21 protein-coding genes are annotated in these 21,874 nt (G+C 69.6%); 18 read left to right on the top strand and 3 right to left on the bottom strand.

Annotation, left to right across the window (positions count from 1 at the left end):
* Positions 1 to 163: 163 nt before the first annotated feature.
* The gene (locus AC1DBX_RS14755) at positions 164 to 1,537 is read right to left on the bottom strand and encodes an MFS transporter (RefSeq protein WP_476932074.1); all 1,374 of its coding nucleotides are present in this window, start codon (positions 1,535 to 1,537) and stop codon (positions 164 to 166) included.
* Positions 1,538 to 1,664: 127 nt separating this feature from the next.
* On the opposite strand from AC1DBX_RS14755, the gene AC1DBX_RS14750 reads away from it, so the two are divergent.
* From AC1DBX_RS14750 to AC1DBX_RS14720, 7 genes are all read left to right on the top strand, one after another.
* Positions 1,665 to 2,573, top strand: a complete 909-nt coding sequence (locus AC1DBX_RS14750; protein WP_476932073.1) for a hypothetical protein — start codon at positions 1,665 to 1,667, stop codon at positions 2,571 to 2,573.
* A complete protein-coding gene (locus AC1DBX_RS14745; RefSeq protein ID WP_476932072.1) occupies positions 2,564 to 3,313 on the top strand; it encodes a LamB/YcsF family protein in 750 nt (249 codons plus the stop codon). The genes AC1DBX_RS14750 and AC1DBX_RS14745 overlap by 10 nt, the downstream gene beginning before the upstream one ends.
* Positions 3,314 to 3,455: 142 nt before the next feature.
* Positions 3,456 to 7,166, top strand: coding sequence for a nitrate reductase subunit alpha (locus AC1DBX_RS14740; protein WP_476932071.1), 3,711 nt, complete (start codon positions 3,456 to 3,458; stop codon positions 7,164 to 7,166).
* A complete protein-coding gene (gene narH, locus AC1DBX_RS14735; RefSeq protein ID WP_476932070.1) occupies positions 7,166 to 8,908 on the top strand; it encodes a nitrate reductase subunit beta in 1,743 nt (580 codons plus the stop codon). The genes AC1DBX_RS14740 and narH overlap by 1 nt, the downstream gene beginning before the upstream one ends.
* Positions 8,905 to 9,525, top strand: coding sequence for a nitrate reductase molybdenum cofactor assembly chaperone (narJ, locus tag AC1DBX_RS14730; RefSeq protein WP_476870174.1), 621 nt, complete (start codon positions 8,905 to 8,907; stop codon positions 9,523 to 9,525). The genes narH and narJ overlap by 4 nt, the downstream gene beginning before the upstream one ends.
* Before the next feature lie 2 nt (positions 9,526 to 9,527).
* A complete protein-coding gene (gene narI / locus AC1DBX_RS14725; RefSeq protein WP_230007794.1) occupies positions 9,528 to 10,373 on the top strand; it encodes a respiratory nitrate reductase subunit gamma in 846 nt (281 codons plus the stop codon).
* A gap of 75 nt (positions 10,374 to 10,448) precedes the next feature.
* Entirely contained in the window at positions 10,449 to 11,672 is a 1,224-nt protein-coding gene (locus AC1DBX_RS14720) for an MFS transporter (protein ID WP_476932069.1), read from the top strand.
* A gap of 24 nt (positions 11,673 to 11,696) precedes the next feature.
* Here the strand turns inward: AC1DBX_RS14720 and AC1DBX_RS14715 are convergent, their stop codons facing one another.
* Positions 11,697 to 13,034: a DUF445 domain-containing protein gene (locus AC1DBX_RS14715; protein ID WP_476932068.1), complete on the bottom strand. Its 1,338-nt coding sequence runs from the start codon at positions 13,032 to 13,034 to the stop codon at positions 11,697 to 11,699.
* 50 nt (positions 13,035 to 13,084) lie between these two features.
* Between AC1DBX_RS14715 and AC1DBX_RS14710 the strand changes: the two genes are divergently transcribed.
* From AC1DBX_RS14710 to AC1DBX_RS14690, 5 genes are all read left to right on the top strand, one after another.
* The gene (locus AC1DBX_RS14710; protein ID WP_476932067.1) at positions 13,085 to 13,984 is read left to right on the top strand and encodes a glycerophosphodiester phosphodiesterase; all 900 of its coding nucleotides are present in this window, start codon (positions 13,085 to 13,087) and stop codon (positions 13,982 to 13,984) included.
* A 97-nt stretch (positions 13,985 to 14,081) separates the two neighbouring features.
* Entirely contained in the window at positions 14,082 to 14,528 is a 447-nt protein-coding gene (locus AC1DBX_RS14705; protein ID WP_476849854.1) for a DoxX family protein, read from the top strand.
* Positions 14,489 to 15,298: an AzlC family ABC transporter permease gene (locus tag AC1DBX_RS14700; RefSeq protein WP_476932066.1), complete on the top strand. Its 810-nt coding sequence runs from the start codon at positions 14,489 to 14,491 to the stop codon at positions 15,296 to 15,298. Before AC1DBX_RS14705 ends, AC1DBX_RS14700 begins: the two co-directional genes overlap by 40 nt.
* Positions 15,295 to 15,606, top strand: a complete 312-nt coding sequence (locus AC1DBX_RS14695; RefSeq protein ID WP_230008482.1) for an AzlD domain-containing protein — start codon at positions 15,295 to 15,297, stop codon at positions 15,604 to 15,606. Before AC1DBX_RS14700 ends, AC1DBX_RS14695 begins: the two co-directional genes overlap by 4 nt.
* 108 nt (positions 15,607 to 15,714) lie before the next feature.
* The gene (locus AC1DBX_RS14690; protein ID WP_223914633.1) at positions 15,715 to 15,954 is read left to right on the top strand and encodes a hypothetical protein; all 240 of its coding nucleotides are present in this window, start codon (positions 15,715 to 15,717) and stop codon (positions 15,952 to 15,954) included.
* A 51-nt stretch (positions 15,955 to 16,005) separates the two neighbouring features.
* Here AC1DBX_RS14690 and AC1DBX_RS14685 read toward each other — a convergent pair whose 3' ends face one another.
* Entirely contained in the window at positions 16,006 to 16,638 is a 633-nt protein-coding gene (locus tag AC1DBX_RS14685) for a TetR/AcrR family transcriptional regulator (protein ID WP_028275272.1), read from the bottom strand.
* A 177-nt stretch (positions 16,639 to 16,815) separates the two neighbouring features.
* Here AC1DBX_RS14685 and AC1DBX_RS14680 point away from each other — a divergent pair, with 177 nt between their 5' ends.
* The 6 genes from AC1DBX_RS14680 to AC1DBX_RS14655 all read left to right on the top strand — a co-directional run bounded on the left by AC1DBX_RS14680 (position 16,816) and on the right by AC1DBX_RS14655 (position 21,862).
* Positions 16,816 to 17,181: a thiamine-binding protein gene (locus tag AC1DBX_RS14680; protein WP_230008484.1), complete on the top strand. Its 366-nt coding sequence runs from the start codon at positions 16,816 to 16,818 to the stop codon at positions 17,179 to 17,181.
* Positions 17,182 to 17,273: 92 nt separating this feature from the next.
* A complete protein-coding gene (locus AC1DBX_RS14675) occupies positions 17,274 to 17,951 on the top strand; it encodes an O-methyltransferase (protein ID WP_476849851.1) in 678 nt (225 codons plus the stop codon).
* Positions 17,952 to 18,168: 217 nt separating this feature from the next.
* Positions 18,169 to 19,275: an acyl-CoA dehydrogenase family protein gene (locus tag AC1DBX_RS14670; protein WP_476886721.1), complete on the top strand. Its 1,107-nt coding sequence runs from the start codon at positions 18,169 to 18,171 to the stop codon at positions 19,273 to 19,275.
* Positions 19,269 to 20,810 (top strand): PIG-L family deacetylase, encoded by a 1,542-nt coding sequence (locus AC1DBX_RS14665; RefSeq protein ID WP_476932065.1) that lies wholly within the window; start codon positions 19,269 to 19,271, stop codon positions 20,808 to 20,810. Before AC1DBX_RS14670 ends, AC1DBX_RS14665 begins: the two co-directional genes overlap by 7 nt.
* 5 nt (positions 20,811 to 20,815) lie before the next feature.
* On the top strand, positions 20,816 to 21,601 hold the full coding sequence (locus AC1DBX_RS14660; RefSeq protein ID WP_230010083.1) for a glycosyltransferase family 2 protein: 786 nt from the start codon (positions 20,816 to 20,818) through the stop codon (positions 21,599 to 21,601).
* A 42-nt stretch (positions 21,602 to 21,643) separates the two neighbouring features.
* Positions 21,644 to 21,862 (top strand): three-helix bundle dimerization domain-containing protein, encoded by a 219-nt coding sequence (locus AC1DBX_RS14655; protein ID WP_476932064.1) that lies wholly within the window; start codon positions 21,644 to 21,646, stop codon positions 21,860 to 21,862.
* Positions 21,863 to 21,874 lie beyond the last annotated feature (12 nt).

The following is a 21,874-nucleotide window of genomic DNA, read 5'->3' as shown; positions in this document are numbered from 1 at the left end:
CACCCCGATCCGGGCAGAGGCTTCCTTGACCGACACCCCCTGCCGGACCAGGGAGAAAAACTCATCCTTCAGCGCATCGGGCGCCCGATAACCACTCGGCATCGCAACCTCCAAAACCAGAATGTTGCAACGACCGTATGACTTTGCGCCCCGGACATGGGCGCTAGGTGACCCCGCGTTGGTCTGGGCCGGGCTGCCCTGGTCCGGAGGATTCGGCAGGCGCCGGGGCGTCGGCGGGTTCCTCACCGCCGGCGGGCTCCTCACCGCCGGTGAGGGGGTGGGCCAGTTCATCGGCCGGCATCCGCGCCACGACCATCGCGACAACGGCCATCGCCGGGCACACGGTCCCGGCGACGAGGAAGATCAGCCACACCGGCAGCGCCTCGGCGGCCGGCCCGGCGAGTGCCATGGAGACCGGCATGAGGGCCAGGGATACAAAGAAGTCCAGGCTCGAGACGCGGCCCAGCAGATGCGGCGGCACCCGGCGCTGGAGCAAGGTTCCCCAGATCACCATGCCCACGCCGCCGGTGGCGCCGAAGATGAAGAGGGCGGCGGCCACGGCCCAGAAACTGTCCATGATTCCGACGGCGGCGATTGGCAGGCTTCCCGCTCCCCAGGACACCATCATCACGGTGAGGTAGCGGCGCGGGAGGGGAAAAGAAGCCGTGGCCAGCGAGGCTGCGGCACCGCCCACGCCCATGATGGCGAGCAGGAAGCCGAACATGCGCGCGTCCCCGCCGAGCTGGTCCCGGACCACGAAGGGGATCAGGACCTCGATGGGGCCGATCAGGAACAGCACCGAAATGCAGGCCCAGAGCAGGGTCCACAGCAGCCAGGGCGTCCGGACGGTGTAGCTGACGCCCTCGCGGAGGTCGTGGCGCAGGGACGTCTTGGCCCGCGGCTGGCCAGATTCGGTAGCCCCACCGCTGTCCGGGACCCCTGCCGCGGGCTGGCGGTGGAGGAGGTTCAGGATGCAGAAGGCCACCAGATGGCAGGCCGCCACTCCGGTGACGGCGTAGGCGGGGGACAGGGCCGCCACCAGGATGCCCGCGACGGCCGGTCCGGCGGCCTGCTGCAACAGCGGCCGCATGGTGCCTTCCAGGCCGTTGGCCGCCAGCAGGTCCTCAGGCGGCAGGATCCGCGGCAGGATGGCGGAGTAGGCGGGGAAGAAGAACGCAGCCCCGACGCCGAGCACGAAGGCCCCCAGCGCGAGATGCCACAGCTCGAGCAAGCCGGCCAGGGCCAGCCCGCTGACAGTGGCAACGACGGCGAGGTTGGCGCCCTCGACCGCGATGATCAGGAGCCGCTGGGGCACGCGGTCCGCGGCGATGCCGCCGGCCAGCAGAAACGTCACCAGCCCGACGCTGCCCGCCGCGGCCACGACCGAAAGCTCCAGCGGTCCGCCGCCCAGGTGGATCACCTCGTAGACCATCGCGACGGCCCACATCCCGGAACCGAAGATGGAGATGGCCAGCGCCGTGATCAGCACGCGGTACTCCCGGTGCGCGAAGGGGCGGAGGGCTCGCAGGGCGGGCATGGGCCCAGTCTAGTAGCCAGCCGCGCGGCCGGGCTGAGACCCCTCCGGGGCGCAGCGGCGACCCCGCCTTCCTGCCCGTGTGTAGTGTTAAGTGCACTTAGTTTTATGGTTCCGACGAGAGGCGATCATGGCCAAGCGCAGCAACCCTGCAATGAAGATTGCCCAGGAAACGGCCCACAGCGCGATGTTCGACGCCGCCGGCCAGCCCCGGCCCGGTCTGCACAAGGTGCTCCTGCGGGCGGTTGAAGTCCAGCGGCCGCTGGTGCTGGCCAATATCCGCAGGCTTCAGCGCAGGCACCCGCAGGCCACCGCGGCGCAGCTCGCCGCCATCCTGGAGCGCGACTACCTGCTGGCCGTCACCGGCGGCGGTGCGCTGGTCGGCGGGGCTGCCGTGATTCCGGGCGTCGGAACTGCGGCCGCACTCGGTCTCTCGGCCGCCGCAGCAGTCGGGTTCCTCGAAGCCACCGCACTGTATTCCACGGCTCTTGCTGAACTGCACGGCATCCGGATGGTGGACCCGGACAGAGCCAGCACCCTGGTCATGGCGGTCATGCTGGGCGAGGAAGGCACCCAGCTGCTGAGCTCGCTGAGCGGACAGGCGGCGGGCCGGGGCAAGGGGCCCACCCAGGCCTGGACCGCGGCCTTCACCCGCCGCGTCCCCCTCGCCGGCTTCGGTACAGTGCGGGCCAAGATCCAGACGATGTTCCTGCGCTCCCTGCTCAAGACCCAGGGCACAGCCTGGCTGGGCCGTGCCCTGCCCTTCGGTATCGGCGCCGTCGTAGGCGGAGTGGGCAACCGGGTGATGGGCCATGCGGTCGTGGCGAACGCCAGGGAAGCATTCGGGCCCATCCCGGACACGATTCCGGGAGAACTGCAAGCCCTTGCGGAAACCACCGGGCCGGCCGCGCTCTTCGAAACTTCCCTGGACGCGCAGCCGGACGGCGGCGCCCCGGGCGGCGGCACCCAGGGCGGCGGCACTCAGGGCAGCGGCGCCCCGAAGACTTCAACGAAGGACGGCGGCACGTTTTGGATCTGAACACTGACCTGGGGGAGTCCTTCGGGACCTGGACCAAGGGCGCCGACGCCGCGATGTTTCCGCTGGTCACGAGCGCCAGCGTGGCCTGCGGGATGCACGCCGGGGACCCCGTGACCATGCTGGACACCTGCCGGGCGGCGTACGAGCTCGACGTCAACGTCGGTGCCCACATCGGCTACCCGGACCTGGCCGGCTTTGGCCTGCGCTCGCTGGACATGACCTTTGACGATCTCTTCGGCGCGGTCCTTTACCAGCTCGGGGCGCTCGACGGCGTGGCCCATGCCGTGGGCGCCTCGGTGGACTACGTCAAGCTGCACGGGGCGCTCTACGACCGCACCGTGCACGACGGCGAGCAGGCCTCCGCCGTGATCGCCGCCATCCAGGCCTACGATCCCGGACTGCCCGTCCTCGGCTTCCCCGGCTCAGCCCTGCTGGAAATCGCCAAGGAAGCCGGGCACCCCGTCTTCTCCGAGGCCTTCGCCGACCGCGCCTACTTCCCCGACGGCACCCTCGTGCCGCGCACCGAGGTGGGGGCGGTGATGCTCGACGCCGGACAGGTTGCCGAGCGGGCGGTCAGGCTCGCCACGAAGGGCGAAATCGAGGCCGTCGACGGCACCGAGCTCCGGATCGAGCCGCAGTCGCTGTGCCTCCACGGCGACACCGCCGGCTCCGTTGCCGCGGCGACCGCGATCCGTGCGGCGCTGGAGGCTGCCGGCGTCGAGCTGGAGAGCTTCGCCTGAACCGCGAGCCCCGACCCGCGGGGCCGGCCGGTGGCCCTGAACTGCGGGGCCGGCCGGGCAGCTCCCGGGCCGCCCGGACCCGGGCCCGCCACAGTGTCCTAAGGCCCTGTTCCGGCCAGAAGGGGCACCCTAGCTTGAAGGAATGACTGCCGGAGACGCGGCGGGGCTGGACGGGCCCGCCTCGGATGCAATGTTGAAGCTGGGCCGATTCTTTACGAAATGGGACCAGACCGACGACGGCAGGGCGGTGTTCCGCGAGGGTGGCCGCAAGGGCGACATCTTTTACCGGGACCGCTGGAGCCACGACAAGGTGGTCCGGTCCACACACGGGGTGAACTGCACCGGCTCCTGCTCCTGGAAGGTGTACGTCAAGGACGGCATCATCACCTGGGAATCCCAGCAGACCGACTACCCCTCCGTGGGCCCGGACAGCCCGGAATACGAGCCGCGGGGCTGCCCGCGCGGCGCGGCCTTCTCCTGGTACACCTATTCACCCACCAGGGTGCGTTTTCCGTATGCGCGGGGCGTTCTCGTCGAGATGTACCGCGAGGCCAAGGCCCGGCTGGGTGACCCGGTGCTGGCCTTTGCCGACGTCGTGGGCGACCCCGAGCGGCGCCGCCGCTACCAGCAGGCCCGCGGCAAGGGCGGCCTGGTGCGGGTCTCATGGCAGGAGGCGATCGAAATCGCCGCCGCCGCGCACGTGAACACCATCAAGGCCTACGGCCCGGACCGCTGCGCCGGCTTCTCGCCCATCCCGGCGATGTCCATGGTCTCGCACGCCGTGGGGACCCGCTTCATCCAGCTGATCGGCGGGGTGATGACGTCCTTCTACGACTGGTACGCCGACCTCCCCGTGGCCAGCCCGCAGGTTTTCGGGGACCAGACCGACGTCCCGGAATCGGGGGACTGGTGGGACGCCCGGTATCTGATGATGTGGGGCTCCAACGTCCCCGTCACCCGCACCCCGGACGCACACTGGATGGCCGAGGTGCGGTACCGCGGCACCAAAGTGGTCACGGTCAGCCCGGACTATGCGGACAACACGAAGTTCGCCGACGAATGGCTCCCCGCACAGGCCGGAACCGACGCCGCGCTGGCCATGGCGATGGGGCACGTCATGCTCAAGGAATTCTTCGTCGACCGTGAGGTGCCGTTCTTCGCTGACTACGTCCGCCGGTACACCGACCTGCCGTTCCTTGTCCGTCTCGAACGGCGCGACGACGGCTCCCTCACCCCGGCCAAGTTCCTCACCGCCAAGGACCTTCCCGCCGAGTCGCTGACCGAGGACGCGGCGTTCCGCACCGTCCTGTTCGACAAGAAGACCGGGCTGCCGGCGGTCCCCAACGGCTCAATGGGCTTCCGCTACTCAGAGAGCGGCGAGGGCAAGTGGAACCTGGATCTCGGAGCGATCGAACCGGCGCTGTCCCTCCGGGAGGTCTCCGCGGAGAGCGCCGAGATCCTGCTGCCGTGCTTCGAGGATGCCGGCGGGGACGGCAGCGTGCTCCGCCGCGGCGTGCCCGTCCTGGCGGTGGAAGGCCAGCTGGTCACCACCGTCTTCGACCTCATGCTGGCCCAGTACGGGGTCGGCCGCGACGGGCTTCCGGGGGACTGGGCCGCCGGCTACCAGGACGCAGCGACACCCTACACGCCGGCCTGGCAGGAGGAGATCACCTCCGTCCCGGCGCAGGCCTGCATCCGGGTGGCCCGCGAATTCGCCCGCAACGCCGAACAGTCCAAGGGCCGGTCCATGATCATCATGGGCGCCGGGATCTGCCAGTGGTTTCACGGCGACACCACCTACCGGGCGGTGCTGGCCCTGGTGATGCTGACCGGCTGCATGGGCCGCAACGGCGGCGGCTGGGCGCACTACGTCGGCCAGGAAAAGACCCGGCCGGTCACCGGCTGGCTGTCGCTGGCCAACGCCCTTGACTGGTCCCGGCCGCCGCGGACCATGATCGGCACAGGCTACTGGTACATGCACACGGACCAGTGGCGGCAGGACGGCTACTCCGCGGATGCGCTGAAGTCCCCGCTCTCCACCGGGGCCCTGGACGGCATGCACACCGCGGATGCCCTCGCCCAGTCCGCCCGGCTCGGCTGGATGCCGTTTTACCCGCAGTTCGACCGTAACCCGCTGGACCTCGCGGACGAGGCCGGGGCGGCCGTCGCCGCCGGCACCGCGACGGACACCGCCGGCTACATCGCCGATGCCCTGAAGAGCCGCACCCTGAACCCGGCGATCGAGGACGTGGACGCCCCGGAAAACTGGCCGCGGACCCTCGTGCTGTGGCGCTCCAACCTGTTCGGCTCCTCGGCCAAGGGCAACGAGTACTTCCTGCGGAACCTGCTGGGAACCCACAACAATGTCCTGGGCCAGGACCATGCCGAGGGGCTCAAGCCCAAGGATGTGAAATGGCATGAGCAGGCGCCCGAAGGGAAGCTCGACCTGCTGGTTTCCGCGGACTTCCGGATGACCTCCACCACCCTGCTGTCCGACGTCGTGTTCCCGGCCGCCACCTGGTACGAAAAACACGACCTGTCCTCCACCGACATGCATCCGTTCGTGCACGCCTTCACCCCCGCGATTGACCCGCCGTGGGAGACCAAGACGGACTTCGACACCTTCCACCTGCTGGCCCAGGAGTTCTCCCGGCAGGCCAAAACCCACCTCGGCGTCCGCCGGGACCTGGTGAGCGTGCCGCTGCAGCACGACACGCCCGGCCAGTTGGCCCAGCCCGGCGGGATTGTGCGGGACTGGCGGGACATGTCCGTCCCGGCGGTCCCGGGTCAGAACATGCCCATTTTTTCCATCGTCGAGCGGGACTACACCGCCATCGCGGACAAGCTCGCCGCCGTCGGGCCGCTGGCGGACAAACTGGGCTTCACGGTCAAGAACGTCACGTACAAACTTGCCGGCCCGTTGGACCGGCTCAGCCGTTCCAACGGGGTGATGCTTGGCGGCGCCGCGGACGGCCGTCCCGCGATCGATACGGACGCGAAGATGGCCGAGGCCATCCTGGCGTTCTCCGGCACCACCAACGGGGCGCTGGCCGTGCAGGGCTTCAAGGACCTGGAAATCCGCACCGGGAGGAAACTGGCGGACCTGGCCGAGGGCTCCGAAGAAAAATACATCACTTTCGCCCAGACCCAGGCCGGCCCGGTTCCGGTGATCACCTCGCCGGAATGGTCCGGCTCAGAGACCGGCGGCCGGCGCTACGCACCCTTCACCATCAACGTCGAGCGGCTCAAGCCCTTCCACACCCTGACCGGCCGGATGCACTTCTTCCTGGACCACGACTGGATCCGGGACATCGGCGAGGCGCTGCCGATCTACCGGCCGCCGCTGGACATGCACCGGCTCTTCGGCGAACCCAGGCTCGGCCAGGACGGGTCCATGGAGGTGGTGGTCCGCTACCTGACGCCACATTCCAAGTGGTCCATCCACTCCGAATACCAGGACAACCTGCTGATGCTCTCGCTCTCCCGCGGCGGGCCCACGGTCTGGATGAGCCCCGCCGACGCGGCGGCCATCGAGGTCAAGGACAACGACTGGGTGGAGTGCCTGAACATCAACGGCGTCCTGGTGGCCCGGGCGATCGTCAGCCACCGGATGCCGGCCGGTGTGGTCTACGTCCACCACGCGCAGGAACGCACCATCGATGTGCCGAAGTCCGAGGCCACCGGGCGGCGCGGCGGCATCCACAACTCCGTGACCCGGCTGCTGGTCAAGCCCTCGCACCTGATCGGCGGCTACGCCCAGCTCGCCTACGCGTTCAACTACCTTGGCCCAACCGGAAACCAGCGCGACATGGTGGCCACCGTCCGGCGTCGTTCCCAGGAGGTGCAGTACTGATGCGTGTCATGGCCCAAATGGGCATGGTCATGAACCTGGACAAATGCATCGGCTGCCACACCTGTTCCGTAACCTGCAAGCAGGCCTGGACCAACCGTGCCGGCACCGAATACGTTTGGTTCAACAACGTCGAAACCCGGCCCGGGCAGGGCTATCCGCGCCGCTACGAGGACCAGGAGAAGTGGCACGGAGGCTGGGCGCTGAACAAGCGCGGGAAGCTGGTGCTCAAGGCCGGCGGCCGGGTCAAGAAGCTCTTCGGGATCTTCGCCAGCCCGGTCCAGCCCGAGCTCAAGGACTACTACGAGCCCTGGACCTACGACTACAAGACCCTCGTTGACGCGCCGCTGGGCGACGACTTCCCGGTGGCCCGGCCCAAGTCCCTGATCACCGGGGAGGACACCAAGATCACCTGGTCCGCGAACTGGGACGATGACCTCGGCGGCTCCGCCGAGAACGGCCACCTGGACCCGATCGTGGAGAAGGTCCGGCGGGAATCCGAGGACAAGATCAAGTTCGCGTACGAACAAACCTTCATGTTCTACCTGCCGCGGATCTGCGAGCACTGCCTGAACCCGTCCTGCATGGCCTCCTGCCCCTCCGGCGCGATCTACAAGCGGGTGGAAGACGGGATTGTGCTGGTGGACCAGGACAAATGCCGCGGCTGGCGCCAGTGCGTCACCGGCTGCCCCTACAAGAAGATCTACTTCAACCACAAGACCGGCAAGGCCGAGAAGTGCACCTTCTGCTACCCGCGGGTGGAGGTGGGGCTCCCGACAGTCTGCTCCGAGACCTGCGTGGGCCGGTTGCGGTACCTGGGGCTGTTCCTGTACGACGCCGACGCCGTCACCGCGGCGGCCTCCGTCACGGACCCCCGGGAACTCTACGACGCCCAGATGGACGTGCTGCTGGACCCGAACGACCCCGCCGTCCAGGCCGAGGCCCGGGCCCAGGGCATCCCCGAAGACTGGATCGACGCCGCCGGGCGCTCGCCGGTCTACGCCCTCGCCAAGGTCTACAAGGTGGCGCTGCCGCTGCACCCGGAATACCGGACCATGCCGATGGTCTGGTACGTGCCGCCGCTCTCACCCGTGGTGGACCTGCTGCGCGACCAGGGCCACGACGGCGAGGACACCGGCAACCTTTTCGGCGCCATCGACGCGCTGCGCATCCCGGTGGAATACCTCGCTGAACTCTTCACCGCCGGCGACGCGGACCGGGTGACCGCGGTGCTGAAGAAGCTCGCCGCCATGCGCTCCTTCATGCGCGGCATCAGCCTCGGCGACGACCCGGACGACGCCATCCCGGAGGCCGTGGGGATGGACAGCCAGAGCATGTACGAGATGTACCGGCTGATGGCGATCGCGAAATACGAGGAGCGCTACGTTATCCCGAAGGCCCACGTGGAGCAGGCCCACGACCTCGAGGAAATGGGCTGCTCGCTCGACTTCGAGGGCGGCCCGGGCATGCAGGATACCGCCCACTTCGGCGAAGCCAGCGGCCGGCCCGTCCCCGTGGCGGTGGAAACCTTCAACGCCCTCCGGGACCGGCAGACCTCCGGCTCCGCGCCCGGGGAAACCACCCTGCGCGGCAGGGTGAACCTGCTGAACTGGGACGGCACCGGAGCGCCCTCCGGGCTTTTTCCGGAAAAGGCGTTACTTCCGGAAAAACCGCCTCCGGCGAAACCGCCGCCGCCGAAACCGGCGGGCCCCGCGGAATCCCCTCCGGCGGGGGAGCAGCCATGACCCGCCGCCAGCAGGTCCTCTACCTCGCCGCGGCCTGGTGCCTGTCCTACCCTGACGAGGAACTGACCGGCCGGGTCCCGCTGATGCGGGCCGCGCTGGCCGAGTTCCCCGGCGCCACGGCGGACTTCGTTGCGGTCCTGGACCACCTGGAGTCCACGCCGCCGATCCAGCTCCAGTCCCAATACGTGCGCGAGTTCGACCTCGGAAAGCGCCACGCCCTGCACCTGTCCTACTGGACTGACGGGGACACCCGGCGCCGCGGCGAAGTTCTGGGCAACTTCAAGAAGACCTACCGGCAAAGCGACACCCTGGTGGACACCCACGGCGAACTGCCCGACTACCTCCCGATGGTCCTCGAATACGCCGCGCTGGTGGACCTCGAGGCCGGCCGCGAGCTGCTGACGCGCTTCCGGGCGAGCCTGGAGATGCTCCGCTTCGGGCTGCTCAGGGACCAGCTGCCGCACGCCCGGATCCTGCAGGCCGTCTGCGCCACGCTGCCCGGGAAATCCCCGGCGGACGAGCAGGCCGTCATGCGGATGGCCGGCTACGGCCCGCCCACGGAGGCCGTGGGCCTGGACCCGTACGATCCGCGCCTGCTGCCCGTGAAGGGGGCCTGAGCATGCTGGCATTCGAAGCGGAACCCGGATCCGCCGTCGGACTCACCGCACTGGACATCGTGCTGTGGGGCGTGCTGCCGTACGTCATGGTGGTGGTTTTGGTCGGCGGACTTCTCTGGCGCTACAAGTACGACCAGTTCGGCTGGACCACGAGGTCTTCCCAGCTCTATGAGTCCAGGCTGTTGAGGATTGCGTCCCCGTTGTTTCACTTTGGCCTGCTCGCCGTGATCGCCGGTCACTTCTTCGGCCTGGTCATTCCGATGGCGTGGACCCAGGCGGCCGGGATGAGCCAGGAGTTCTACCATTTCAACGCCCTGCTGGTCGGCGGGATCGCCGGGGTCGGAACGCTGGGCGGGATCCTCCTGCTGATCTACCGCCGCCGGACCACCGGGCCGGTCTTCATGGCCACCACCGGCAATGACAAGACCATGTACGTGGTGCTCACCGCGGCCATCGTGTTCGGGCTGTGGACCACCTTGGCGAGTGTCTTCGAGGGCGAGCACGGGCACAATTACCGCGAGACCGTGGCCCCGTGGTTCCGCTCGCTGTTCATCTTCCAGCCCGACATCGCGGCGATGGCCGCGGCCCCGTTCTCCTTCCACCTGCACACCCTGGTAGGCATGGCGCTGTTCGTGATCTGGCCGTTCACGCGCCTGGTCCACGCCTTCACGGCCCCGTTCCACTACCTCTTCCGCCCCTACATCGTCTACCGCTCCCGGGATCGGGACACCGGCGGCGCCGGGGCCAAAGGCACAGCCGGCGCTGCCGGCGCCCGGAGCTCCACGGCCGGCGCCCGGCGGGGCTGGTCCGCCGTCGGAACCCGGGACCGGGACACCAGGAACCGGTGACCCGGTGCCATCGCTGAAGCTGCTTTGCTGAACCGCTTTGCTGAACCGCTTTGCTGAACCAGGAAGGAGACCACCGTGGCCGGAGCAGTGTCCCCGCCCGTCGCCGCCCCTGCGGGCCGGGCGCTCAATCTGACGCTCGCCACCTCGACCTCCGTGGTGTGCTTCTGGGCCTGGAACTCCATCGCCACACTGAGCGCGTTCTACACCCAGCATCTGCACCTCAATCCGGCCACCACCGGTGTGCTCGTGGCCATGCCCGTCTTCGTCGGCTCGCTGGGGCGGATCGTCGTCGGCGCCTTGACGGACAAGTACGGCGGCCGCGCCATGTTCACTTTTGTCCTGCTGGCCTCCATCGTCCCGATCCTGCTGGTGGCCGTCGGCGGCAGCCTCGACTCCTTCGCCCTGGTGCTGGCTGCCGGCGTGCTGCTGGGGGTCGCCGGAACCGTCTTCGCCGTCGGGATCCCCTTTGTCAGCGCTTGGTACGAGCCCGCCCGGCGGGGTTTCGCCACCGGCGTCTTCGGCGCGGGCATGGGCGGAACGGCCCTGGCCGCTTTCCTGAACCCCCGGCTTGTCGCCGCCATCGGCTACGTTCCCACCCACCTGCTGATCGCCGCGATTCTGGCGGTCATGGCCGCCATCATCTGGTTCCGCTTGAAGGAGGCGCCGGGCTGGACCCGCAGCAACGCGCCCGTGATGCCCAAGCTGATCGACGCCGCGAAGACCCCGGTCACGTGGAAGCTGTGCTTCCTCTACGCAGTCCTCTTCGGTGGCTTCGTTTCCTTCGCCACGTATCTGCCCACGTACCTCCGGGATGTCTACAGCTTCGATCCCAGCGCGGCCGGCGCCCGTACCGCGGGGTTTGCGCTCGCAGCCGTGCTGGCGCGGCCGGTGGGCGGCGTACTCGCCGACAAGATCGGTCCCAAGCCAGTGGTGATCGCTTCCCTCGCCGGCGTCGCCGTCCTTGCCTGGGTGGTGAACCTGCAACCCGACGGCGACGTCCCCGCCGGCCTGACGTTCGTCGCCATGGCGGCGGCGCTGGGCCTGGGCACGGGCGGGGTATTCGCCTGGGTGGGGGTCCTCGCGCCGGAGGGCAAGGTCGGCAGCATAAGCGGGGTGGTCAGCGCGGCCGGCGGCTTGGGCGGCTATTTCCCGCCGCTGATCATGGGCGCCACCTATGACGCCGCGGCGCACAGCTACGCGATCGGGCTGCTGCTGCTAGTCGCCACAGCGCTCGCGGCGCTGATCTTCACCATCTTCGCCATGCACGGCAGGACCAAGGCCAAGGTCGCGGCCGCCTAGCCGGTGCCGCGGAGCGGGGCCCAGCTAGCCGAACAGCAGGGTGGCCAGCGTAAAGATGGCCAGCCCGGCCAGTGCGCCCACCACCGTGCCGTTGATCCGGATGAACTGCAGGTCCCTGCCGACCTGCAGTTCGATCTTCTGCGACGTCTCTTCGGCATCCCAGCGGGCCACGGTGTCCGTGATGACCCCCGCGATGTCCGAGCGGTAGGTCTTCACGAGGTAGCCGGCCGCGTCGCCGATCCAGGCGTTCACCTTGCCGGCGAGCTCGGGATCGACCAGGAGCCGGGTGCCGAAGTCATGCACGGCCGCCTTGAACTTGACGGTCAGTTCGCTGTGCGGGTCATCGACGGCGGTGAGCAGGGCCGTCTTGATGGTGTCCCAGGTGCGGGAGGCGAGCTCGCGGACCTCCGGGTCGCCGAGCACTTGGGCCTTGATGCCCTCGGCGCGGGCGATCATGACAGGATCATGCTGCAGGTCCTGCGCGAGTTCCTTGAGGTACTTGTCGATCGAGAGGCGGACCTGGTGGTGCGGGTCGGACTGCACGGCGCGGGTGAACTTGAGGATCTCCACGTACACCTTGTCGCCCACCAGCCCGTCCACGAACGAGGGCACCCACGTCGGGGACCGGTCGGTGACCAGCCTGTTGACCGTCTCCTGGTTGTCCCGCACCCAGTCCACGGTGCGGTCCACCATTAGGTCCACCAGCGCATGGTGGTGCCCGTCGTCGAAAATCCGCTCGGCGAGGCGGCCCACCGGCGGCCCCCACGGCGGGGTGAGCAGGTGCTTGCGGACCATGGACTCGATCACGGCCTGGACGTCGTCGTCGTTGAGGACCTTGAACGCGCCGCGGATGACGGCGGCACCCTCCTTGGCGACCCGGTCCGGGCCGCCGGGGCTGGACAGCCAGGCGCCGGCCTTGCGCGCAATGTCTGCGGACGCCAGCTTCTCCTGGACCACCTGTTCGGAGAGGAAATTGGTTTCCACGAATTCGCCCAGCGAGGCGCCGATCTGGTCCTTGCGGCGGGGGATGATCGCGGTGTGCGGGATCTTGATGCCCATGGGGTACTTGAACAGGGCCGTGACGGCGAACCAGTCCGCGAGGGCCCCGACCATGCCGCCCTCGGCCGCGGCGCGGACGTATTCGAGCCCCGGATACTGCTTCTGCAGGGCGAACGCGACGATGAAGATCACCGCCATGACGGCCAGCAGCGAGAGGGCGAGGAGCTTCATCCGGCGCAGCGCCGCGGCCTTCTCGACGTCGCTGGAGGCAGCGGAACGCTGCCCGGGGGGACCGTCCGGCCGGGCGCCGCCCGGACGTCCCGCGGCGCCGGTCAGGGAGGTTGACTCAGTATTCACCTGCATGAGCCCAGCCTAGCCCGCCACGGAAACGGACGGTCCGCTAACGTGGCACCATGACCACTGATGAGCCTGCCGCCGCCCGGCCTTTGGTCTATGCCCACCGCGGCGCCAGCGGAACATTCGCCGAGCACACCCGGGCCGCGTACCTGCAGGCAATCGCCGACGGCGCCGACGGCGTCGAATGCGATGTCCACCTGACCCGGGACCAGCACGTGGTGCTCCTGCACGATGCCACCCTGGACCGCACCTCGGACGGCACCGGCCAGGTGGCCGACCGGACCCTGCAAGAACTCCAGGAACTGGACTTCTCCTCCTGGAAGGGAGCCCGGATCCCGGAGGCCTACGGCGCCAAGTCCGGGCAGTTCCTGACCCTGCCGGACCTGCTCGACATCCTGCGTGCGGCCGGCCGCGGGATCGGGCTGGCGATCGAGTTCAAACACCCGAGCCCGTACCAGCTCAGACTCGAGTACCGGGCCCTCGAGGTCCTGAGGGCCCAGGGCTGGGATCCGCGGACGTCGATGCTGGAGAACATCACGGTTTCCTTCATGAGCTTTAGCCCCGACTCCGTAAAACACCTCCTGGAGTCCGTACCGGCCGCGGCTGTCTGCCAGCTCGTGGATGAGGTCAATGTGGCGGACATCCGGGAGGAACTGGGCCTCGGTGCCCTGACCGGCGGGGCGCTGGCCAACGTGATGAAGGCCGCCCAGGCTGAGGGGGAACGGATCCTGGCGGCGGCCGAGGCCGGCATTGCCGGCCCCGGCATCGGGTACGTCCGCACGCACGCCCCGGCCGTTCAGCGCTGGCTCGCCTCGGGGCTGCGGTGCCGGGTGTGGACGGTCGACACCGAGGACGACGTCGAACGGTGCCGGAAACTCGGGATCCAGGAGATCACCACCAACTGGCCCGCCCAGGTCCTCTCCCAGCTCATGGCGGACAGCCGGCCCCCACGGTAGCCGTCTGGCTGCCACACGGATCTTGGGCTGACATCTTCACATCCCCCGAGTCCCGGGCGGATTACGGCCGGCGTGGCCGCTGTGGTTGAGTTGTTGCATGCCATTTCGCCGGCCCGTCCCGGACCTCCAGACGCTGTCCGCGGCAGCGATGAGCGCGCTGCTGCTCACCAGTGCCGCCAAGCACTTCCGCGAGCCTGAATTTTTCCACCCGGTGGTACCCGACTTCCTGTGCCGGGACGACTCCGGCGAGCAGCCGAACGGGCCCCTGGCCGTCCTGTCCCGTGAGGAATGGGTGGCAGTGAGCGGGCTGCTGGAAGCCGCCGCCGCCGTCGGGCTCCTGGTCCCGGCCACCCGGAGGGCCGCCGCGGGCTGCGTCACGGCGATGTTCGCCGCCTTCCTCGCCGGCCACGTGGATGCCCTGCGCAAAGCCTACGGGCCGGAGGGCTCGCCGCGCCGGCGACGCATGCACACCCTGCGGCTCCCGCTCCAGGCGCCCCTCATCGCATGGGCCTGGACTTTGACGCGGCGGAACCGGCGCCCGTGAAAATCCTGCAGTCACCGGCGGTGCGGATCGGTTTGTCGATCAGCATCGCCACCGGTCTCTACGGCGTCTCCTTCGGCGCGCTGTCCGTAACCTCGGGCCTGGATTTCTGGCAGACCATGGCACTGAGCCTGCTGCTGTTCAGCGGCGGCTCGCAGTTCGCCTTCATCGGTGTGGTGGCCGGAGGCGGGTCCGGCGTCGCCGCGATGGGCGCCGCGACGCTGCTGGGCATGCGCAACGGCATCTACGGCATGCAGATCAATGCCCTCCTGCAGCCGCGCGGGTGGCGGAAGTTTGCCGCGGCCCAGCTGACCATCGACGAGTCCACCGCCACCAGCACAGGGCAGACGGACCCCGACGAGCAGAAACGCGGCTTCTGGACCGCCGGAATCGGCGTCTTTGTCCTCTGGAACCTGTTCACCGCCCTCGGCGCACTGGCCGGCGGGGCGCTCGGGGATCCCAAACAGTGGGGACTGGACGGCGCCGCCGTGGCCGCCTTCCTGGGCCTGCTCTGGCCGCGGCTGAAAGGCAGGGAACCTGTGGCCATCGCGGTGGTCTGCGCGCTGGCCACCGTGCTGGCCGTGCCGTTCGTGCCCCCGGGAGTGCCGATCCTCGTCGCCGCCGTGGTCGCGGCAGGGATCGGCTGGTTCAGCCACGGCCGCAGCGACGAGGGCCTGGAACCGGACGTCGATCCGTACGCGGAGGACCACGCGCACCACCACCACGACCCGGCCCGCGAATCCCGCGGTGACCGCCCCGGAGACGACGCATGAATCTTTGGATGTGGCTGCTGCTCTCCTGCCTGCTCGCCTACGCCTGGAAGCTGCTCGGTTACCTGGTGCCGGCCAGCCTGCTCCGCAACCCGCGGATGTCCAGGATTGCCGGGACCATGACAATCGGGCTGCTGGCGTCCCTGACGGTGGTCAATGCTGTCGCCTCCGGCCAGTCGCTCGTCCTGGACGCCCGGCTGGGCGCATTGGCGGCGGCGGGCATCGCCTTGTGGTTGCGCGCGCCGTTCCTGGTGGTGGTGATCGCCGGCGCGGCCGCGGCCGCTGGGCTCCGGCTGCTCGGCTGGGACTGACCCGCCAGTGGAACGCCTGACCGCGCTGGAGCGCGGATGGGCTGTGGGTGCCGCCGGAACGGTCTTTAGTCCCTACTTGGTGCCGGGATCGCATGGGAGCATTCGAACATGACTGAACACGACGGCGAGCTGCCGGCTGCCGGCCGGGAGGCTGCCGACGAGCAGGCCGCGGAGCAGCAGGCCGCGGAGCCGCGCAAGGATCAGCGCACCAAGCAGCACGAGCCGTATGTTTCCGGCGGGGCTGAGTCCACCCGGGAAATGCGCGAAATGTCCCGCCGCCGTCGGGAAGCCGAAGAGAAGCTTCAGCAACACCTTCTCGAAGCCAAGGAAAAGCCGGCCGAAGACTAGCGCCGGGCACCGGACTGTCGGGGCACCTGCAGGATCCGGCGCTTATGGGTGCTAGCCGAGAACGGCGTCGAACGCGGTGCCCGTCAGCGGGGCCTGCGGCGGCAACGCCCGGTCCGGCCGCTCCGTCCGGATGGCGTCCTCAACCAGCGCCACGGGCCGGCGCCACGCGTCGGAGCCCGGCTCCATGGTGTCCACGACGCCGATCAGCATGGCCAGCAGGCGGATCATGTCCGTCATGGAAATATCGCTGCGCAGGGTGCCCTGCCCCTGGCCCCGGCCCAGCAGCACGGCGATGGATTCAATCAGGCCACCCGTAATCCCGGTCAGCAGCCCGCGCCGGCCCGCGACGGCTCCCAGCAGGTTGGCCTCTTCGCTGGCGACATGCATCGTGGCATCGATGACCCGAAAGAGCCCTGCGGCGGCGTCAGGATCGGCCAGGGCCTCATCGATGGCCGGATCCACCTGCAGCCGGAGCTGCTGGTTCAGGGCAGCGAGCACCAGCTCTTCCTTGTCGGCGAAATTCCGGAAAAGGGTGGCGGGACCCACGCCGGCGGTGACGGCAATGGTCTGCAGCGGCACCTCGGGGCCGTGCTCGCGGAAGCACTGGCGGGCCGCGGCGATGATTTTGTCCACGTTGCGCGCGGCATCTGCGCGGAGCGGCCTGCGGTCTACTGCCCGGTTCATTTGCCTAGGGTAGCAACGCGAAGGGTGCGCGAACCTGTTACCGGCGGGTAGTGACTTATGTGACGGTGGCGGAGGTGTGCCCGGCCGCTGCCGGGCTTGAATCGCGTGAAAGACTGGTGCCGGACAGCCCGGAAGTTTTCGCCCCCGGTGTCCTGACTGAGTGAAGGGAACCACCACATGCTGGTCGCATTCTCCGTAGCACCCTCCGGTGACCCCGCCAACGGGCAAGCGCCCGGCGACGCGTCGGTCCACGACGCCGTCGCGGCCGCGGTGCGGATCGTCCGGGAGTCGGGCCTGCCCAACCGGACGAGTTCCATGTTCACCGAGATCGAGGGCGAGTGGGACCAGGTCATGGACGTCGTCAAGCGGGCCACGGACGCGGTGGGCGCCTACGGTTCGCGCGTCTCGCTGGTCCTCAAGGCGGACATCCGGCCGGGCTACAGCGGCGAGCTGACCGGCAAGGTGGAACGGCTGGAAAACGCCATCGACGGGCAGGGCGCCGGCGGGACCGGCCCGCAGATTCCTGCCCGGCCGGGAAACTAGGTGTACTGAGTCGGGCCGCACGCCGAAACCCGGGCGGGAAAGGCGCGCCCGCAGGGGTACCGCCGGGCGCGGGCGGCTGGAACACTGGGGGCATGATCGAGCATCAGTCCGCCCCCGGCTGGGTCGCCGTCGAGAACTTCCTCTCCGACGCGGTGGTCCGCCCGGACCGTTCACTCAAGCGCGCCGTGACCAGCGCGCTTGAGGCAGGCATGCCGGCCATCGAAGTGGCCCCCAACGCCGGCAAACTCCTGAAACTGCTGGTCCAGCTCTCCGGTGCCCGCCACGTCCTGGAGATCGGCACGCTGGCCGGCTTCAGCACCATCTGGATGGCCCAGGGACTGCCCGACGACGGCCGGCTGGTCACCTGTGAATACCTCCCCCTGCACGCCCGCGTCGCGCGGACCAACGTTGACGATGCCGGGCTGGGCCACAAGGTGGACATCCGGGTCGGCGCGGCGCTGGACACCCTGCCCGAGCTGGAAAACGAGGCCGGGCCGCCCTTCGATTTCGTGTTCATCGATGCCGACAAGGAAAACAACCCGCACTACCTGGACTGGGCCATCCGGCTTGGCCGGCCCGGCACCACCATCGTGGTGGACAACGTCGTGTGGGAGGGTGCGGTGCTGGACGCGTCGATGGACCCGGTCAACGCCCCCGGAATCATCAGCACCCTCCAGATGATGGGCGATGACCCGCGGCTGGACGGCACCGTGATCCAGACCGTGGGTTCGAAAGGCTGGGACGGCTTCGCCCTCGCGATCGTCCGCTAGGCGCAAGAGACTGTCCGCCGGGGCGAACGCGCCGGTGGCAGCCGACCCCGTGAAGCCCCGGCCACCCCCAAGTGCTAAGTATGCTTAGATTACTTGTCGACGGCGCCAGTGATGGCGGCGCGGCCGCGGACGCGCAGGACTTCAGCCACGTGGCCGGGCCCAGCCCGAATCCGCCCAGCCCGAATCCGTCCAGCCCGAAGGAACACAGGCAGCCGAAATGAACGGGATCCCCATCTCCGACCACCCCCTACCCGTCCGGATCAGCTCCGCGGCCGCAGACCTGGAGACGATCAGCCCCCTGCTGTCCGAGGCGCAGGACGCCGTCCGCGATGTGCCGGGGCTGCTGGAGCTGGCCAAGGCGGCCGCGGCGGCGGCGCCCAAACCCGGGGACGGCCGGACCGCGTTCCTGTGGGAGATTCTGGCCTCCGTAACCGCCGTCGATGTCGCCGCCGGACGGGTGCTGGAACCACACCTGGATGCCGTGGCGATCCTGGCCCAGGCCGGCGACGAGGCGGCACGGCACGGCCGGGACTGCCCGGACCCCGACGATGCCAACTTCGAGGGGGCCTGGGGTGTGTTCGCCGCCGAGGCGCCCGGCCTGCGGCTTGAAGCCAAGGAATCCGCAGACGGCTGGATCCTGCAGGGATCCAAGCCCTGGTGCTCGCTCGCCGCCCAACTGGACCATGCCGTACTGACGGCCCATCTGGAGGCCGGAGGCCGGGCCGCCTTCGCCGTCGACCTCCACGCGAACGGCGTGGGCTTCGCGAATCCGGAGTGGACCAGCCGGGGACTGCGCGAGATTCCCAGCGGCACAGTCCACTTCGAGGCCGTTCCCGCCGTGCCCCTCGGCGGCGCCGGCTGGTATTACCAGCGCCCGGGTTTCGCGTGGGGCGGCATGGGCGTGGCCGCCTGCTGGCTCGGCGGCGCCGTCGCCGTGGCACGCAGCTTCGCCGACTCCCTGCGGCACGCCGCTGACGGCGGACGGGAACCGGACCAGATTGCGCTGGCCCACCTCGGCGAGATTGACCGCACGCTGGCCGCCCTCACCGCCTACCTGGCCGGCACGGCCGCAAGGATCGACGCCGGCGAACTCTCGGACCGCGGTGCGTGGCAGGAAGCCCTGCGTGTGCGCGGCAGCGTGGCCGCCGCCGTCGAACGCGTCCAGACGCTCGTGAGCCAAAATCTCGGTCCGGCCCCCCTCGCCTTTGACGAGCGCTACGGAAAACGGATGGCCGATCTCGCCCTGTACATCCGCCAGCACCACGCGATGCGCGACGACGCGCAGTTGGGCGCCCTGGCACTGGCCGAAAGCAACCCATGGTGACTTTCACACACAACGACGCCGGGACGTCCGAGGCCGCCTGGGCCGGCAGCCCCGCCGCCAGGCTGCCGGACCTGCCGCTGGATGACGCGGCGCTCGCCGGCCGGGCCTTCATTGTCCTGGCCGCGCACCCGGACGACGAATCGCTCGGGGCTGGCGGGCTGCTGGCCCGGCTGCACGCCGTCGGCGCCACGGTCCGCGTGCTGCTGTGCACGGCGGGGGAAGGATCCCACCCCGGCTCGCCAACGACGACGCCGGAACAGCTCGCCGCGGTCCGGCTGCAGGAGTTCGGCGACGCCCTGAAACGCCTTTCCGGAGCCGGGAACGGGGCCGGGAACGTGGCGTGGCAGTGCCTGGGCCTGCCCGACGGTCACCTCGCCGGGCACCGGGAAGAGATCCGGGCCGCCGTCCGGGACGCGGTCCGGGAGGCAGCGGCCGTGTGCGGTCGCGCCGCCGACGAGGTGGTTCTCGTGGCGCCCTACCGCTCCGATGGACACACCGACCACGACGTCCTCGGATCCGTTGCCGCCGGGCTCAGCGCCGCGGCGGGCCACGCACTCCTCGAATACCCCATCTGGTACTGGTTATGGGCGGCACCAGGCGCGCCGGACGCCGGCGGCGGCCCGGCCGGGGCGGCCGGCCTGACCGGACCCGGCGACCCGGACGGCGGGGCATGGCGCGGCTGGTTCCGGCTGCCGCTGCGCCCGGCAGAGCTTGAGGCCAAGGCCGCCGCGATGGCGGCACATGTGTCCCAGGTGCGCCCGCTCTCCGGGCTGCCGGGCGACGAGGTGCTCCTGCCTCCGGCCTTCCTGACACACTTTGAGCGGACCTGGGAGACGTTTGCCTGGCACCCCGCGGTCGTCCCGGCGGATGGCTCGGGCGATGGCGGGGCGGATGGAGGGTCCCGGCGGCCCTTCGCCGCGGGCGACGCGGAGCGCGTGTTCGATGGCGTCCACGCCCGGGAGGAGGACCCCTGGCAGTACACCTCGAGCTGGTACGAGCAGCGCAAACGCACCCTCACGCTCGCCGCGCTGCCCGGCAGCAGCTACACGTCCGGGTTGGAGATCGGCTGCTCCATCGGGACCCTGAGCGTGGAACTCGCGCCGCGGTGCGGAAGCTTCCTCGCCGTCGATGCCAGCGGCACCGCCCTGGACCGTGCCGCCAGGCGGCTCTCGCACCTGCCCGCGGCGACGACGCGACACCTGACCGTCCCGAACGAGTGGCCGGACGGATCGTTCGACCTGATCGTGGTTTCAGAGGTGGGCTACTACCTCTCGCCGGCAGAGCTCGCCGGACTGTTCGACCGGATTCAAGGCTCGCTCATGCCTGGCGGGACCCTCGCGCTGTGCCACTGGCGGCACCCCATTTCCGGCTGGGAACTCGACGGCGACGCGGTCCATGCCGCGGCCCGGCGGCACCTGGGCTGGGCCGGCGGCGGGACCTACCAGGAGCGCGACTTTGTGCTCGAGGTGTTCCTTGCCCCGGACGCTGTACCGGGTGCCGCGCCGGGCCTGGGCGGCCCGGAACGGATGCGGTGACCCCGATGACGGCGCTGCCGTTGCCGCGCGGGCACCGCATCGACCGGGTCGCCGTCGTCATGCCCGCAAACAACGAAGAAGACCACCTGGAACTGGCGTTGGAGGCCGTTCAGCGGTCCGCGGACGCACTGCGCAGGGTCCGGTCCGACGTCGAGACCCGGGTGACGGTGGTGCTGGACAGCTGCACGGACGGTTCCGCCGCCGTCATGGCCGGCTTCGCAGCCTCGGACCCGCGTTTCAGCGCATTGGAGGTCAGCTACCACAGCGCCGGCGCCAGCCGGGCCGCTGGCGTCCGGGCCTCCGGCATCGGCGTGACCCGGCGGCGGCCGCCCGGCCAGCGCTGGACGCCGCCGCCCTGGGCCGGCCGGACCTGGCTGGCCAACACCGACGCCGATTCCCGGGTGCCGGAGAACTGGCTGGTGCGCCAACTGGAGTTCGCCGAGGCCGGGGCCGACGCCGTGCTGGGTTCCGTGGAACCCGACCCCGCCGGGATGGACCCTGAGCTGCTCCGGCGCTGGCACGAACGCCACCCCTTCCGCGAGGACCACCCCCATATCTATGGCGCGAATTTCGGGGTCCGGGCTTCCGCCTATCTTGCCGCCGGAGGGTTCGCCCGGGTCACGTCCGAAGAAGACCGGACCCTGGTGCACAGCCTCCGCAGCCGCGCCTTTACGGTCACCGCGACGGACAGCATCAGGGTCATGACCTCCGGCCGGACCCATGCCCGGGCGCCCCACGGCTTTGGCACCTACCTGCGGAGCCTGGGCCACCTGCTGCCGCCTGCCAGCTGAAGATTCATTGACGCCGGGACCAGGCCGCTCCACACTGAAGAAGTGAGGGACGATGCGAAAGAACCCAGCATTGATCAGGTTGTCGAGCGTCTGGCTGCCAGGTTTCCGCACGTACCGCGGAGGCACATCGCCGGGATCGTCGGCGAGGAATTCGATGCCCTGAACGCAGGCCGGATCCGGACCTACATACCCACACTGGTTGAGCGCGGCGCCCGCGTGCGGCTCAAGAGCGAGTTCGGGATCAGCGCCGCCGAAGACTAACGCACGTGACGC

The sequence above is a fragment of the Arthrobacter sp. 10N44_2 genome (assembly GCF_056394385.1).
Note: the sequence above shows the minus strand (reverse complement) of the source record. Positions and strands in the feature narration are given on the sequence as shown.